The 13,436-nt window shown below is 55.7% G+C and carries 14 protein-coding genes; 7 read left to right on the forward strand and 7 right to left on the reverse strand.

Annotated features, from left to right (window positions below; all coding sequences use genetic code 11):
* Positions 1-272: 272 nt before the first annotated feature.
* Entirely contained in the window at positions 273-518 is a 246-nt protein-coding gene (locus L2I46_RS05060; RefSeq protein WP_023290936.1) for a hypothetical protein, read from the reverse strand.
* A 399-nt stretch (positions 519-917) separates the two neighbouring features.
* On the opposite strand from L2I46_RS05060, the gene L2I46_RS05065 reads away from it, so the two are divergent.
* Entirely contained in the window at positions 918-1,874 is a 957-nt protein-coding gene (locus L2I46_RS05065; protein WP_044524643.1) for a nickel/cobalt transporter, read from the forward strand.
* Here the strand turns inward: L2I46_RS05065 and L2I46_RS05070 are convergent.
* A complete protein-coding gene (locus L2I46_RS05070) occupies positions 1,871-2,377 on the reverse strand; it encodes a MarR family winged helix-turn-helix transcriptional regulator (RefSeq protein WP_032454000.1) in 507 nt (168 codons plus the stop codon). The two genes, L2I46_RS05065 and L2I46_RS05070, sit on opposite strands and share 4 nt — an antisense overlap.
* Positions 2,378-2,458: 81 nt before the next feature.
* On the opposite strand from L2I46_RS05070, the gene L2I46_RS05075 reads away from it, so the two are divergent.
* Positions 2,459-3,355, forward strand: coding sequence for an EamA family transporter (locus tag L2I46_RS05075; RefSeq protein ID WP_236947586.1), 897 nt, complete (start codon positions 2,459-2,461; stop codon positions 3,353-3,355).
* A 95-nt stretch (positions 3,356-3,450) separates the two neighbouring features.
* Here L2I46_RS05075 and L2I46_RS05080 read toward each other — a convergent pair whose 3' ends face one another.
* A complete protein-coding gene (locus tag L2I46_RS05080) occupies positions 3,451-3,660 on the reverse strand; it encodes a DUF1471 domain-containing protein (RefSeq protein ID WP_002916131.1) in 210 nt (69 codons plus the stop codon).
* Positions 3,661-4,365: 705 nt separating this feature from the next.
* Between L2I46_RS05080 and mrkA the strand changes: the two genes are divergently transcribed.
* The 5 genes from mrkA to mrkF all read left to right on the forward strand — a co-directional run bounded on the left by mrkA (position 4,366) and on the right by mrkF (position 9,904).
* Positions 4,366-4,974, forward strand: a complete 609-nt coding sequence (mrkA, locus tag L2I46_RS05085) for a type 3 fimbria major subunit MrkA (RefSeq protein WP_000756959.1) — start codon at positions 4,366-4,368, stop codon at positions 4,972-4,974.
* A gap of 95 nt (positions 4,975-5,069) precedes the next feature.
* A complete protein-coding gene (gene mrkB, locus L2I46_RS05090; RefSeq protein ID WP_085551524.1) occupies positions 5,070-5,771 on the forward strand; it encodes a type 3 fimbria chaperone MrkB in 702 nt (233 codons plus the stop codon).
* A gap of 11 nt (positions 5,772-5,782) precedes the next feature.
* Positions 5,783-8,269 (forward strand): type 3 fimbria usher protein MrkC, encoded by a 2,487-nt coding sequence (mrkC, locus tag L2I46_RS05095; RefSeq protein ID WP_032453998.1) that lies wholly within the window; start codon positions 5,783-5,785, stop codon positions 8,267-8,269.
* The gene (gene mrkD / locus L2I46_RS05100; protein ID WP_023290930.1) at positions 8,260-9,255 is read left to right on the forward strand and encodes a type 3 fimbria adhesin subunit MrkD; all 996 of its coding nucleotides are present in this window, start codon (positions 8,260-8,262) and stop codon (positions 9,253-9,255) included. The genes mrkC and mrkD overlap by 10 nt, the downstream gene beginning before the upstream one ends.
* A 13-nt stretch (positions 9,256-9,268) precedes the next feature.
* Positions 9,269-9,904: a type 3 fimbria minor subunit MrkF gene (gene mrkF / locus L2I46_RS05105; protein WP_023290929.1), complete on the forward strand. Its 636-nt coding sequence runs from the start codon at positions 9,269-9,271 to the stop codon at positions 9,902-9,904.
* A gap of 33 nt (positions 9,905-9,937) precedes the next feature.
* Here mrkF and mrkJ read toward each other — a convergent pair whose 3' ends face one another.
* The 4 genes from mrkJ to L2I46_RS05125 all read right to left on the reverse strand — a co-directional run bounded on the left by mrkJ (position 9,938) and on the right by L2I46_RS05125 (position 13,353).
* On the reverse strand, positions 9,938-10,654 hold the full coding sequence (gene mrkJ / locus L2I46_RS05110; RefSeq protein ID WP_023290928.1) for a cyclic-di-GMP phosphodiesterase MrkJ: 717 nt from the start codon (positions 10,652-10,654) through the stop codon (positions 9,938-9,940).
* A 143-nt stretch (positions 10,655-10,797) separates the two neighbouring features.
* Complete coding sequence (mrkI, locus tag L2I46_RS05115; RefSeq protein WP_032453997.1) at positions 10,798-11,382, reverse strand: transcriptional regulator MrkI; 585 nt, start codon at positions 11,380-11,382, stop codon at positions 10,798-10,800.
* A 5-nt stretch (positions 11,383-11,387) separates the two neighbouring features.
* A complete protein-coding gene (gene mrkH / locus L2I46_RS05120) occupies positions 11,388-12,092 on the reverse strand; it encodes a transcriptional activator MrkH (RefSeq protein ID WP_023290926.1) in 705 nt (234 codons plus the stop codon).
* Positions 12,093-12,474: 382 nt separating this feature from the next.
* Positions 12,475-13,353 carry an aldo/keto reductase family oxidoreductase gene (locus tag L2I46_RS05125; protein ID WP_130941534.1) on the reverse strand — a complete coding sequence of 293 codons (879 nt, stop codon included), beginning with the start codon at positions 13,351-13,353 and terminating at the stop codon, positions 12,475-12,477.
* Positions 13,354-13,436: the final 83 nt, after the last annotated feature.

The following is a 13,436-nucleotide window of genomic DNA, read 5'->3' on the forward strand; positions in this document are numbered from 1 at the left end:
TTGTCTCTGTAAGGGCACTTTACGTCTTATTTAAAGGGTTGAGCTTAATCTTAATAGTGCAGTGGTAGCAGCGGGCGGTAATCGGCGGTAGCGGTGATATCAGGCTGTGGGTATTAGTAGCCATGGACTGCGGACCGGTTGCGGGTAATATTCTGCTGCAAGCTAAGAATAAAGAGCAGGCAGGGCTGGACGCGACGGTCCGGCGTCACAGGCGGAGTGAAAGGCTCCGGTGGCAGAAGACCTCGATCTGACATTCGCCGGAGCAGGCTGACTTACCATTTTTCGTCGCGGGCTTCCTGACGACCTTCGCGGCGGTTTTCCCGCTTATCGTGACGGCAGCTGGCGTTGCTTTGATTGTTGTTGCTGACGCACTCTTGCTTGGTTTCACGGCCCTGCTCGCGGCTATCCTGGCGGATATCGCGGGCGTCCTGGCGCTGGTCGCTGCGCCAGGTCGCCTGCGCCGAAAGCGAGGGCGTCAGCAGCGCGACGCACGCCAGGGCGAGTAAACATCTTTTCATCGGAGTGGTCCTGTTAATGCATGTATTAAATAAATAGCAGTTAATGAATATTCGTGCCTGATGCGCAGGATGATAAAGTACATAAAGTGCCAGGATAGCGATAACTGATTTATTTTTATCTGTTTTTAGACGTGTAACGACTGCTCTTATATGTTATTCAGGGTGCCAGCATTAAAAACAAACGTCTGTGGTATGCTGAAGAGAGTAAAGTGCTTTGTGCAAAGATAGGGCAGAGGGTAGGTACAGGAGCCCGCTGATGCTGATAATGCGGAGCCTTGTGACCTCGAGCATTGACGAGAAAAACGCCGACAAATCATCCATCCTTGAAAACAGGCACTATTGTTCGCCGGGCATGAGATTGTCGTCCGGTGGTTCATCTCTTTTCACCATGGCATAACGATGATGATTCCGATTGCGCAGCGCGACTGGCGCCTGCTGGTCGCCGGGAGCGGCGGCCTTCTTCTGCTGGCCGCCGGCGTCACCTTGCACAGCCACTGGAGCGACTTTCTCCAGTGGTGCCTCGCCACGCAAATTACCCTGCATCGCTATCTGGTGATGTACCTTTTGCTGCTGAACAACCATCAGTACAGCGGCGGCGTCTGGCTGCTGGTGGGCGCATTTCTTTACGGCGTGCTGCACGCTATCGGACCGGGCCACGGTAAGTTTATCGTCACCACTTACCTGAGCACCAACCAGGAGAGCCTGACCGCGGCGCGGGTGGTGCCTTTTCTCGGCAGCCTGCTGCAGGGCGTGAGCGCCATCCTGTTTGTCTATATTCTCGCGGTGGGGCTGAATCTGGCCGCCGGCGATCTCAGCGCCAGCCGCTGGTACGTCGAGAAGATCAGCGCCCTGACCATCGCCGCCTTTGGGGTTTACGTTATCTGTCGCGCGCTGCAAAGCCTGCGGCCGGGTAAAACAAGGATACGCGCCCTGAGGCCGGCGCATCAGCATGATGCCGCGTGCGGCTGCGGGCACCACGGCGTGGGGCAGGACCTGCAGGGCGCCGACTGGAAGACACGTCTGGGCGTGGTGCTGGCTATCGGCGCCCGGCCCTGCAGCGGAGCGATTATGATCCTGCTGTTCGCCAACGCGCTGGGGATCGTCAGCTGGGGCATCGCCGCGGTGATGACCATGGCGCTGGGCACCGCGCTCTCGATCCTCGGTCTATCGCTGGCGGTGCACTATGCCCGTCACCGTACCGTCAACCGGCTGACGGCGACCAGCCGTCCGCGGCCCTGGCTGGTGCCGCTGGTGAAGATCCTCGGCGGGCTGGCGCTGATCCTCTTTGCCGCCGGGTTGTTTTTCACCGTGGTGCCGATCAGCGCTAACGGCGACTTTATCGCCGCGGGCTGTTAACGGCTTTCCAGCAGGCGCATCAATATCCGCAGCGCCTGATCCAGCTGCTGGCGCTCGCCATCGCTGAGCTCCGCCAGCAGCTGCCGTTCATTATCGACATGGGTCTCCACCGCTTCATCGATGCGCTCACGTCCCGCGGGCGTCAGGGCGACCAGCATACTGCGGGCGTCTTCCGGATTGGGCAGGCGGGTAATAAACCCGCGTTTTTCCAGCGCCTTCAGGCGATGGGTCATGGTGCCGGAAGTGATCATCAGCGTGGAGAAGAGCTGGGTCGGCGAAAGAATGAACGGCGCCCCGGCGCGGCGCAGCGTCGCCAGCATGTCAAACTCCCAGCGCACCAGTTCGTGGCGCGTAAAAGCCACTTCCACCTGCGGCTCCAGCAGCATGGCGCACCGTTTCAGACGGCCAATCGGCCCCATTGGGCTGCAGTCGAGGTCCGGTCGCTCCCGTTGCCACTGGGCGAGAATCCGATCAACGGCATCGATCGGCGGTGATTTGTCCATGAGTGCTCACTTGTCTTGATATCAAGATAATTGCGGGTACATACTTGAGGCACCAATTTAACTTGAAGTGAAGATAAAATCATGGCTTTTCTCTCGCGTAGTCTGATGCTCGACCTGCTGCTCACGGCGCTGGCGCCCGCTATCTGGGGGACGACCTACATCGTCACCTCCCAGTTTCTTCCCCCTGACCGGCCGTTTAATGCCGCACTGCTGAGGGTGTTGCCGGCAGGTATCGCCCTGCTGATCTGGAGCCGCCGCTTTCCGCAGCGCGGCGAATGGCTAAAGCTTATCGTTACCGGCATCTTAAATATCGGCGCGTTTCAGGCGCTGTTGTTTATCGCCGCCTATCGCTTACCCGGCGGGCTGGCGGCAGTGATTGGCGCGATCCAGCCGCTGCTGGTGATGCTTCTCGCCTGGTGCGTAGACCGGCAGCGCTCGCCCTGGCTGGCGGTATTCTCAGCCCTTGCCGGCATACTCGGTATGGCCATGCTGCTGCTGTCGCCGCGCACCGTCCTCGACCCGCTGGGCATCGGCGCGGCGTTTCTCGGGGCGATCAGTATGGCGCTGGGCACCTGGCTCTCCCGCCGCTGGGCGCTCTCCCTGCCGATCGTCGCGTTAACCGGCTGGCAGCTGGCGATCGGCGGGGTGGTGCTGGCGCCAGTGGCGCTGATCGTTGACCCCCCTTTGCATCAGGTGACTGCGCTGCAGGCGGCCGGCTATCTGTGGCTGTGCGTGGCGGGCGCCATGCTGGCCTATGGCCTGTGGTTCCGGGGGATTGGCCGCCTCTCGCCGGTGGCGGTGTCGGCAATGAGCCTGCTGAGCCCGGTGACCGCCGTGGTGCTGGGGTGGATTTTCCTTGGACAAACGATCCAGGGGATGGCGCTGGTCGGGCTGATCGTGGTGCTGGCGAGCGTATTGTCTATTCAGCGTGTGCTGGCGCGCCAGGCGGCGGGGGCAAAAACGAAAAAAGCCCCATAACGGGGCTCGACATTGCTGTGTGCGGGGTAGGCGGCGGGAGCCAGACCAGCCGCCCACAGGCGGCCTGTCCGGCAGCTCCCTCTGCAACCATTCGCTTATTTAGAGAGCTCGGCGGTCATATGGACCTGGTTGCCGGTGTACGCTTCGGTGATGTGGTAGGAAGCGCCTTGTTCTTTCGCAATGGTCGCGATTTTCGCTTCTGCGCTGTCCAGGGTATCTGCTGTTACGCTCACCGGATGAGCGAAGCTAGCGAAAGAGACCAGGGAGAGCATACCGGCAGCGGCGAGTAATTTTACGTTTTTCATGGTGTTTGTCCTTTTAACTTTTATGGTGGAAAGCGTGTTTGCTTTCGATGGACTTATAATAAGTCTGCTAACTATAACGCGCGTGGCAAAAAGTGCGATTTAGATCACATTTTTATGGCGGTTTGATAATGGGGAAATGAACCTTTCTCTATTTTTTGATTTAAAAACAACGCATTAGAGATTTATTTCTGCAGGGGATATCACGCGGACTGCCTGTGCTCAGAGTGTGGAATGCGCCTCATTTACGCGGTTACCATTCATTGTGTGAATTGTTTGGGCGGTTTTTAACCGCCGTCATGGCGGATTCGGACGATTCGCAATAGCCCTCTGGCGGCCATTTCGGCATGCTGAGGTGGCCCTTTCTCTCGCGCCCTGGCGTCAGGCTTTCCGTGCTGTAAACAACCACCACCCCGTTTTCACCTATCAATAATTATTTATTAATAGCCATTGGGTATATGTTATATAACTTAATGAAACGTGAACAAATGTATATTTGTCGGCGAATAAATAGCATTCTTTGACGCCGATAGCACCAGCGAACTTATATTTTTTGGTTCGTTACCTGACGCCTTAAATATTGCGGCTCCCGGTCAGTCGAAGATTCTATTAGCAGTGGCATAAATCAGCATCGCCTGATGTTTCTGGTTCTATGCGAATTCACAGTGTGCTCATTGATTCGTAATTCACTCTGACAAGGAAATGGCAATGAAAAAGGTTCTTCTCTCTGCAGCAATGGCAACCGCGTTTTTTGGCATGACTGCTGCCCATGCAGCTGATACCAATGTTGGCGGCGGCCAGGTTAATTTCTTCGGTAAAGTTACCGATGTATCCTGTACTGTTTCTGTTAACGGCCAGGGCAGCGATGCGAACGTTTACCTGTCTCCGGTAACCCTGACTGAAGTTAAAGCGGCAGCAGCGGATACTTACCTGAAACCGAAATCTTTCACCATTGACGTCTCTAACTGCCAGGCGGCTGACGGCACCAAACAGGATGACGTAAGCAAACTGGGCGTAAACTGGACCGGCGGTAACCTGCTGGCTGGCGCAACCAGCAAACAACAGGGCTACCTGGCGAACACCGAAGCTTCCGGTGCTCAGAACATCCAGCTGGTGCTGTCTACTGACAACGCTACCGCGCTGACCAACAAAATCATCCCGGGTGACAGCACTCAGCCGAAAGCGAAAGGCGATGCTTCCGCTGTAGCCGATGGCGCGCGTTTCACCTACTACGTAGGCTACGCCACCAGCGCGCCGACCACTGTGACCACCGGTGTGGTAAACAGCTACGCGACTTACGAAATTACTTACCAGTAATTCCGTCAGAAAATAAAACTGCCCCGCGATGGGGCAGTTAATAACAATAATAAAGCGGCAATGTCCGCCGCTTGTATTTTTATTCTGAGGTCAGCATGAAGCGTATTGCCCTTTTTTTCTGTTTCATTTTTAGTTTTGCGGCCCATGCCAACAATATTATTGTTAACGGTACCCGCTTTATTTATCCAGGAAATGAAAAAGAAATAACGGTACAGCTTTCAAATAACGCCGACCGTCCGGCGCTGGCGCAGGCCTGGCTGGATAACGGCGATGCCGATGCCACACCGGATACCATTACCACCCCGTTTATTATCACCCCGCCGATTTCGCGCGTTGACGCCAAGAGCGGCCAGACGCTGCGTATTAAGCTCGGCAGCAGCGCCGGTCTGGCGAAAGATAAAGAGTCGCTGTGGTGGCTGAATCTGCTGGAAATTCCGCCGGTGGTGGCTGATCAGAAAAATGAAGGCCAGAACGTGCTGCAGCTGGCGATCCGTTCCCGCTTTAAATTTATTTATCGTCCTGCCGGGCTGGGCAACCGCGATGCGGCGGCCGAGAAGCTGACCCTGACCGCCAGCGGCAGCAGTCTCGCCATCAACAACCCGACGCCGTTCTACATTACCGTCAGCCGTATTTCCCGCGACGGCGGTAAAGCCCTGAACAGCAAAACCGTGATGCTGGCGCCGCAGTCCAGCCAGACGGTGGTGCTCTCCTCCGCCGTCAACCGCGGCGAAACCCTGACCGTTAACAACATTAATGACTATGGCGCCGATGTCGCAGTGAAAGTGGCCGTTAAATAAGGGAAAAGCTAATGAAGCAGAGGTCATTCTGCCCGGGAAGATTAAGCACCGCGATCGCCATCGCGCTGTGCTGCTTTCCGCCATTTTCCAGCGGACAGGAAAACCCGGGAACGGTATATCAATTTAACGACGGCTTTATTGTCGGCAGTCGCGAAAAGGTCGACCTGTCACGCTTCTCGACCAGCGCGATTACCGAAGGCACTTACTCCCTTGACGTCTACACCAACGACGAATGGAAAGGGCGCTACGATCTGCGCATCGCGCGCGACACAGACGGTAACCTTGGGGTCTGCTACACCAAAGCGATGCTGACGCAGTACGGCATCGCGGCGGAAAAGCTCAATCCGCAGCTGAGCGAACAGGAAGGCTATTGCGGTAGCCTCAAATCCTGGCGCAACGAAGACAACGTCAAAGACAACCTGGTCCAGTCCTCCCTGCGGTTGAACATTTCAGTGCCGCAGATCTATGAAGATCAACGCCTGAAAAACTATGTCAGCCCGGAGTTCTGGGACAAAGGCATTACCGCGCTCAATCTTGGCTGGATGGCCAACGCCTGGAACAGCCACACCTCTTCGGTCGGCGGGTCGGATAACAGCAGCGCCTACCTTGGCGTCAACGCCGGTCTGTCGTGGGACGGCTGGCTGCTGAAGCATATCGGTAACCTGAACTGGCAGCAGCAGCAGGGTAAAGCGCACTGGAACAGCAACCAGACCTATCTCCAGCGGCCGATCCCGCAGATCAACTCCATCGTCAGCGGGGGGCAGATTTTTACCAATGGCGAATTTTTCGACACCATCGGTCTGCGTGGGGTCAACCTCGCCACTGATGACAATATGTTCCCGGACGGCATGCGCTCCTATGCCCCGGAAATTCGCGGCGTGGCGCAGAGCAACGCCCTCGTCACCGTGCGTCAGGGCAGCAACATTATCTATCAGACCACCGTTCCGCCGGGGCCGTTTACCCTGCAGGATGTCTATCCATCCGGCTATGGCAGCGATCTTGAAGTCTCGGTAAAAGAGGCGGATGGCTCGGTGGAAGTGTTCAGCGTGCCTTACGCCTCCGTTGCTCAGCTGCTGCGTCCGGGCATGACCCGCTACGCGCTCTCCGCCGGTAAAGTGGACGACAGCGGGCTACGCAACAAGCCGATGCTCTATCAGGCGACCTGGCAGCACGGGATCAATAACCTGCTGACCGGCTACACAGGGGTCACCGGCTTTGACGACTATCAGGCCTTCCTGGTGGGCACCGGGATGAACACCGGGATCGGCGCGCTCTCTTTTGACGTCACCCATTCGCGGCTGAAGAGCGATACCCATGATGACTCGGGGCAGAGCTATCGCGCCACCTTTAACCGCATGTTCACCGATACCCAGACCAGCATCGTGCTGGCGGCGTATCGCTACTCGACGAAAGGTTATTACAACCTCAACGATGCGCTGTACGCCGTCGATCAGGAAAAAAACAGCCGCAGCAACTATACGCTGTGGCGGCAAAAAAACGGCATGACCTTCACGGTGAACCAGAACCTGCCGGAAGGCTGGGGCGGGTTTTATCTCAGCGGTCGTATTTCCGATTACTGGAACCGCTCCGGGACCGAGAAGCAGTATCAGGTCAGCTACAACAATTCGTTTGGTCGTCTCTCCTGGTCGGCGAGCGCCCAGCGCGTCTATACCCCGGACAGCTCCGGCCATCGCCGCGACGATCGCATTTCACTCAACTTCAGCTACCCGCTGTGGTTTGGCGATAACCGCACCGCCAACCTGACGTCGAACACCTCGTTCAACAACTCGCGCTTTGCCAGCTCGCAGATTGGTATCAATGGCTCGCTGGACAGTGAAAACAACCTTAACTACGGCGTGTCGACCACCACCGCCACCGGCGGTCAGCACGATGTGGCGCTCAACGGCAGCTACCGTACGCCATGGACCACCCTCAACGGCAGCTATAGCCAGGGCGAAGGGTATCGTCAGAGCGGCATTGGCGCCAGCGGGACGATGATCGCCCACAGCGGCGGCGTGGTGCTCTCGCCGGAAAGCGGCTCGACGATGGCGCTGATTGAAGCCAAAGACGCGGCCGGCGCCATGCTCCCGGGATCGCCGGGCACCCGCGTGGACAGCAACGGTTACGCCATCCTGCCGTATCTGCGCCCGTACCGGATCAACGCCGTCGAGATCGACCCGAAAGGCAGCCATGACGACGTGGCCTTCGATCGCACCGTGGCGCAGGTTGTGCCGTGGGAAGGCAGCGTGGTTAAGGTGGCGTTCGGCACCACGGTGCAGAACAACCTCACCCTGCAGGCGCGCCAGGCGAACCATGAGCCGCTGCCGTTCGCGGCGAGTATTTTCTCCCCCGACGGCAAGGAGATCGGCGTCGTCGGTCAGGGCAGCATGATGTTCATCAGCGATGCGAACGCCAAACGTGCGATTGTGAAGTGGAGCGGCGGTCAGTGTTCGGTGGATCTGGGACAGCAAACAACAAAGGATAGCGTATGTCGCTGAGGAAATTACTGACGCTTTTTATCGTCTTAATGGCGCTGGGCACCACCTCGTCCTGGGCCGTCTGTACGCGTCTCTCTTCGCCAACGGTGATGCTGGACATGGTGGTGGGCAGGGTGGTGGTGCCCCCGGATCTGCCGGTGGGCTCGGTGATCCTCACCCGTGACTGGACGATGAGCGCCCCGGGCGGGGCGAGCTATCGCTGTACCTCCGGCACCAACCGCTTCGCGGCGAAGATCGTCTCGCCAGGGGCCACCGATCTTGGGAATAAAATTTATTCCACCAACGTGCCGGGGATTGGTATGCGTTTCAGCCGCGGCGGCGCGACGGTGAATATCGTCTATCCCGACGTCTATTCGTCCCGGGTGTATAACACCACCAACTATTCCCTTGAAGGGTCACGTTTTACGCTGGAGATTATCAAAACCGCGGCAACCACCGGCAGCGGCACCCTCGCGGCGGGAAAATACACCTCCTATGACTGGGAGAGCGGCGGCAACCCGATCCTCGAAACCTATCTGAGCGCCAATGCGATCACCGTGGTCTCGCCCTCCTGTTCGGTACTGAGCGGGAAAAATATGAATGTTGATGTGGGCGCCATCAGACGCACTGACCTGAAAGGGGTGGGCACCACCGCGGGCGGGAAGGATTTTAATATCGATCTGCAGTGCAGCGGCGGCCTGAGTGAAACGGGATATGCCAACATCAGCACCTCTTTTTCCGGCACCCTGGCGACCAGCACCACCGCCACCATGGGCGCCTTGCTGAATGAAAAGGCCGGCAGCGGGATGGCGAAAGGCGTCGGCATCCAGGTGCTGAAGGATGGATCCCCGCTGCAGTTTAATAAGAAATATACCGTTGGCCGCTTGAATAATCAGGAGACCCGCTACATCACCATCCCGCTGCACGCGCGCTTTTATCAGTATGGCCCGACGACCAGCACCGGCGAGGTGGAGTCGCATATGATCTTTAACCTGACGTACGATTAATACGGGAGGGGGAATGAAGGGATTGCCGAAACATACTATCGCGTGGCTGCTGCTCTGCGGCAGCCTCGCCGCCCCCTCGGCGTGGGGTTTCGAGACCAATTATGACCGCGGACGGGTCGATTTTGCCGGGCGGGTGACGGATATTTCCTGCAGCGTCGCGCTCAATGGCGGCCAGCATGCCGGCAGCGGCAACGTCTGGCTGGCGCCGGTCAGCCTGGCGGAAGTGCACGATCGCGGGGCCGGCGCGTTTATGAAGCCGCAGCCTTTTACCCTGGCGCTGTCAAACTGTCAGCTGCGTCATGACGGCGGCGCCGCCTCGCAGGACGAGGTGCGGCGGGTCAGCGTTCGCTGGGTCGACGGTTTTTTACTGACGGCGGTCGGCAATGAGAACGCGGGCTATCTCGCCAATACCTTGCCAGACGGAGCGCAGAATATTTATCTGGCGCTGTCGACCAATGATAATAATACGCTGGATAAGAGTAATAAAATTGTCCCTGCGGACCCGCAGCAAAATCAGGTGCATTTGCAGGAAAGCGCGGTCAGCGGCGGCCTGTTCACCTATTATGTGGGCTACGTTTCGCCGACGCCGAAAAGCGCCACCAGCGGGCCAATTACCAGCTGGGCAACGTGGGAATTAGTTTATAATTAAGCGAGACGAAAAAGCCGGGCAAGCCCGGCTTTTTTATATGACAATATCGTCGGCAACCAGTTGTTCAATGCTGACTTCCTGCCAGTAATGCCCCTGAATAGCAAACCATTCCATACCCTGCAGCCATTTTTTATGGGCTTCGCTTTCCACGCCTTCAATAATCACGTTGTGATGATTGCGGGATAAAAAGGTGACCAGCGCATCCATCAGCTGACGGCCGGACTCTTTGCGCATCAGATGCCAGAAAAAATCTTTATCAATTTTGACATAGTCAAAATGATAACCGCTGATGGCGTTTATCCCCGCGTAGCCAGAGCCGAAGTCGTCGAGCCACAGCGAGGTATCCTGCGGGCTTTGCCAGGCGGCGAGGGAATTATTCAGAAGTTTCTCGGCGTTTTCGGTCACTTCAAAATGGACGCAGGTCAGGGCGGCAATTTTCTCTTTTATTTCCTTCTGGCGTAGCAGATTCAGGATATGGTCATCGACGTTAATGGTGGCGGAAATATGGTTACGTAAAAACCATGCTTTATGCTGTTCAATCAACGCCAGTTGCTCGAGAAAAATACGTTCACGAACCGCCGCGGTGGCATGGCGGAAAAAATATTCTGGCGAAACGGGAAGATTATCGAAGCGGCTTAAGCATTCAACTGCGACTAAGGTACCTTGTGGGGAAAACATTTTCTGAAAGACGTAGCGTACAGCGATATCATTACGAGATAAAATGTTGTCTTCGAATATTTTAGTGTTCATTATCCCTCTTCACGAGGTTAGTCAGACAATAAGCAGAGGATTGACTAATTATAGGCTACCTGATGGTTAATGGGAATGGCAGGAAATGTAAATCAACAGCGAATAAGTACGCTTTATCCGCTATTGATTTACCGCTGTAAAATTTAACATTGATGAAGGGCGGCAATACGCTGGTTCATCGTGCGGGAATTATCAATGCCCAGCTTTTGCATGATATGGATACGATGGCTGTGGACCGTTTTATGGGCAATGCCGAGCAGGGCGGCAATACGCTTATTATTATTGTTGGCAATCAGCAGTTCGAGGATCTGGCACTCCCGCGGCGACAGCTGTTTGCGCAATCGTCGCGGCGGCTGTTCGCTGGCGCCCTTCGCGCGCTGGATAATGGAAGTAAACATAGATAGCGGTGAGTTTTCGCTAATAATCATGGCATTATCGACAGTTATCAACTCTCGGCATAGCCCGGCAATGTCGCTTTTTACCATCAGCACCGGCTGCTGGCAGCGCTGCAGGGAAAGGCGGAGCGCATTCAGCAGATCAAGGATTCTGATGGCAGAAATATCCTTATTAATTAAATTGAAAATAACCGTTTGGGCCACAGGCAGATGTTTTCTCTGGATAACATCGTCATAGCCAAAACGGGTGGCATTTTCATGACTATCAATAAGGTAGTGATAGATTGAGTGACCAATGAGATTATCATTGGTGTACAGCAATATACTTTCCAAGGGTATCAGATTCTCTTTTTGCGCTTGGCTTCTAAGATCAGGTCCAGCAGAATCTTCTCTATTCTGCGCTGGTCGTCGAGATGACGGAACTTAAACTGGCAGGATATCTGATAATAGCTTTCGCTCTCTTCATTGGGATTGTCGAGGGTGATAATAATGACATTTTTTACCACCAGGTCGATGGTGATCTCGCCATATTCCGCCAGCATCAGTACGGCATTTTTCAGCAATGCGTTATGACTGAGAAATTTCAGGTTCGGCGTTTTGGTCATCAGCGCGCAACCGCCGTCCGAAATGTCTTTGATGTCGAAAAGATAGTTTTCGCCATTTTTATGGCGCCCGCGGCAATAAAAGTCATGCTCGTGGCGTAAACGAAAGCGGGGATCGCGGCGACGCTGCACGACCTGCAGGCATTCAGGCAAGGAAAAGGCGTAGCGGATACCTTTATCGACACCGCTATTGTCATGTTTTGTCAGGGCTGCATTAAACTCTATTTTCCCTGAATCGCTATGCAGTAGAAAACGAATTTTATGACCCGGTGGGATTTTGCGATGGGTCTGAATATGGAACTCGGCAAAGTCCACGCGCGTCAGTTGGGTTATGATACTGGTGTTGTTAAAAAATATTTCAATTTCAGTACGTTTGCGCAACTCCTCTCTGAAAATAGCAATAATTTCATACTTACTGGTCTTTATCGTTCCCTCTGTCATAGGCTTCCCTTGTAAATAGTTGTCGTGAGGCGTTTGATTTTTCTTATAGCAATAGCAACATTCTGATTGGGTTAATCAGATGTTTTTATGAGCGTTTGATGTTATTGACTATCTTTGCAGCCAGATTGATATGTATAAACTTGGAATTCGATATTGTGTTTCCTGTAATCAAGAGTTTCAAATTTTGGTCATGACAAAAACGACAACGGCCTCCAAGCTGGAGACCGGTCGAAGGAAAAAAACTTAAGTTTAATTAACGGGGATAATGAGAAAACGATCGTCGATCATGCCCCATTTGTAGGATCTATAGTGCCAGCAGTGTTGAGGTTTTTCCAGGCAAATATTGAGGAGGGAAGTCGTTCCCTCCATTTGGCCTGAGGGGTCAGGGATGCGTGCGATTGGCGATATTATCCAGGATGCGTAGCGCATCCGCTGGCAGAACCAGTCCGGCGGCGGCAATATTTTCCGCCAGGTGCGTGCGGGATGAGGTGCCGGGGATCAGCAGAATATTGGGCGCGCGCTGGAGTAGCCAGGCGAGGGCGACCTGCATCGGCGTCGCCTCAAGCGAGGCCGCGACCTCGTTCAGCTCCTGCGCCTGCAGCGGGGTAAAACCGCCCAGCGGGAAGAAGGGGACCCAGGCGATGTGCTGGGCGGCCAGCGCATCCACCAGCGCGTCGTCGGCGCGATGGGCAATGTTATAGAGGTTTTGCACGCAGACGATAGGCGTCATTTTCAGCGCATCCGCCACCTGCTTTGCCGTCACGTTGCTAAGGCCAATATGGCGGATCAACCCTCGCGCCTTCAGCTCCAGCAGGGTAGCGAGCGGCGCCTCCAGCGACCCCTCCACCGGGCCGTGGGGGCTCAGCATACTGCGCAGGTTCACCACCTCCAGCACGTCGAGCCCCAGGTGACGCAAATTGTCCTCGACGGCCTGGGTCAGTTCAGCGGGCGACATGGCCGGCAGCCAGTTGCCTTTCTCGTCACGGCGGGCGCTGACCTTGGTGACAATGCACAGATCGTCGGGGTAGGGGTGAAGCGCTTTGCGGATCAGCTGATTGGTCACATGGGGGCCATAGAAATCCGAAGTATCGATATGGTTTACCCCAGCTTCGACGGCGGCCTGCAGCACGCGCACCGCTTCTTCAGGATCTTTCGGCGGGCCGAAGACGCCGGGGCCGGCCAGCTGCATGGCCCCGTAACCCAACCGATAGACCTGGCGATCGCCGAGCGTGCCGCGACCGGATAAGGTGACACTGGACATAGGAACTCTCCTCACGGTGGCTAAGCCGTAAGTGTAATGCGCTCACAAGGAAGGGAAGGACGAGAATGTTGTCAGAATGTGCG

Origin of the sequence: Klebsiella sp. 2019SCSN059 (genome assembly GCF_021739525.1) — a bacterium.
GTDB lineage: Bacteria > Pseudomonadota > Gammaproteobacteria > Enterobacterales > Enterobacteriaceae > Klebsiella > Klebsiella quasipneumoniae.

Excerpts from the sequence above, each read along its gene's own strand:
- L2I46_RS05125 (WP_130941534.1), bottom strand. The coding sequence starts at position 13,353 with ATGTCCAGTGTCACCTTATCCGGTCGCGGCACGCTCGGCGATCGCCAG.
- L2I46_RS05060 (WP_023290936.1), bottom strand. The coding sequence starts at position 518 with ATGAAAAGATGTTTACTCGCCCTGGCGTGCGTCGCGCTGCTGACGCCC.
- mrkC (WP_032453998.1), top strand. The coding sequence starts at position 5,783 with ATGAAGCAGAGGTCATTCTGCCCGGGAAGATTAAGCACCGCGATCGCC.
- L2I46_RS05080 (WP_002916131.1), bottom strand. The coding sequence starts at position 3,660 with ATGAAAAACGTAAAATTACTCGCCGCTGCCGGTATGCTCTCCCTGGTC.
- mrkJ (WP_023290928.1), bottom strand. The coding sequence starts at position 10,654 with ATGAACACTAAAATATTCGAAGACAACATTTTATCTCGTAATGATATC.
- mrkA (WP_000756959.1), top strand. The coding sequence starts at position 4,366 with ATGAAAAAGGTTCTTCTCTCTGCAGCAATGGCAACCGCGTTTTTTGGC.
- mrkB (WP_085551524.1), top strand. The coding sequence starts at position 5,070 with ATGAAGCGTATTGCCCTTTTTTTCTGTTTCATTTTTAGTTTTGCGGCC.
- mrkH (WP_023290926.1), bottom strand. The coding sequence starts at position 12,092 with ATGACAGAGGGAACGATAAAGACCAGTAAGTATGAAATTATTGCTATT.
- L2I46_RS05075 (WP_236947586.1), top strand. The coding sequence starts at position 2,459 with ATGGCTTTTCTCTCGCGTAGTCTGATGCTCGACCTGCTGCTCACGGCG.
- mrkF (WP_023290929.1), top strand. The coding sequence starts at position 9,269 with ATGAAGGGATTGCCGAAACATACTATCGCGTGGCTGCTGCTCTGCGGC.
- mrkD (WP_023290930.1), top strand. The coding sequence starts at position 8,260 with ATGTCGCTGAGGAAATTACTGACGCTTTTTATCGTCTTAATGGCGCTG.
- L2I46_RS05065 (WP_044524643.1), top strand. The coding sequence starts at position 918 with ATGATGATTCCGATTGCGCAGCGCGACTGGCGCCTGCTGGTCGCCGGG.
- L2I46_RS05070 (WP_032454000.1), bottom strand. The coding sequence starts at position 2,377 with ATGGACAAATCACCGCCGATCGATGCCGTTGATCGGATTCTCGCCCAG.